The organism is Oleiphilus sp. HI0080 (genome assembly GCF_001635135.1).
In genome coordinates this window covers 1-613 of the sequence record NZ_LWFU01001168.1, presented here as the reverse complement: position 1 = coordinate 613, position 613 = coordinate 1, and the positions used below count along the sequence as shown (strand labels likewise).

1 protein-coding gene is annotated in these 613 nt (G+C 46.3%); it reads left to right on the top strand.

All coding sequences use genetic code 11. The features are described from left to right. Positions 1-534 (top strand): AgmX/PglI C-terminal domain-containing protein (locus A3751_RS20840; protein ID WP_156492698.1); only part of this gene is annotated, 534 nt, incomplete at its 5' end. Positions 535-613: the final 79 nt, after the last annotated feature.

The window sequence follows — 613 nt, the reverse complement described above, 5'->3', positions numbered from 1 at the left end:
GAAAGCGTGAAACTCGATACACCAAAAACCGTGACAGCCAAACCAATTGCCCGAAAGGTCAATGACAAGCTTGCAGCAAATGCTTCAGCTACAACGCGTAGCGCGGGCGTTCAGGAAGCGGCGTTAAGTAATGAGACGAAGCAGATTAGTCTTGAAACTCGTGCGGTTACAACCGTAGCCGAGGCACAAGAGGTGATTGACGCTGTTGAACATGAAGAGACCATCGCACAAAGAACAGCACTTGACCGTTCTACCGAAGATATCCGACGAACCATAGATGCAAATAAATCTTCAATACATAGCATTTACAATCGTGCGCTGCGAAAGAAACCTTCTTTGCAAGGCGTAGTAACGCCAGAGCTTGTAATAGAAGAGACCGGGATTGTTTCAAGCTGCAGCGTTGTCGAGTCGACGCTAAACGAGCCGGCCTTAGAGAAGAAAATATGCAACCGCTTACGCCTTGTAAATTTCGGCGCTAAAGCCGGGGTAGACAAAAAGACAATTCGATACCCAATCGAGTTGTTACCGGGCTAATAATTATCTAGTTGCTTCGAGAGCGATTGTCGTCCTAGTAACATATGCCAGGACTTGTTAACCAGACAAGTATTGTATT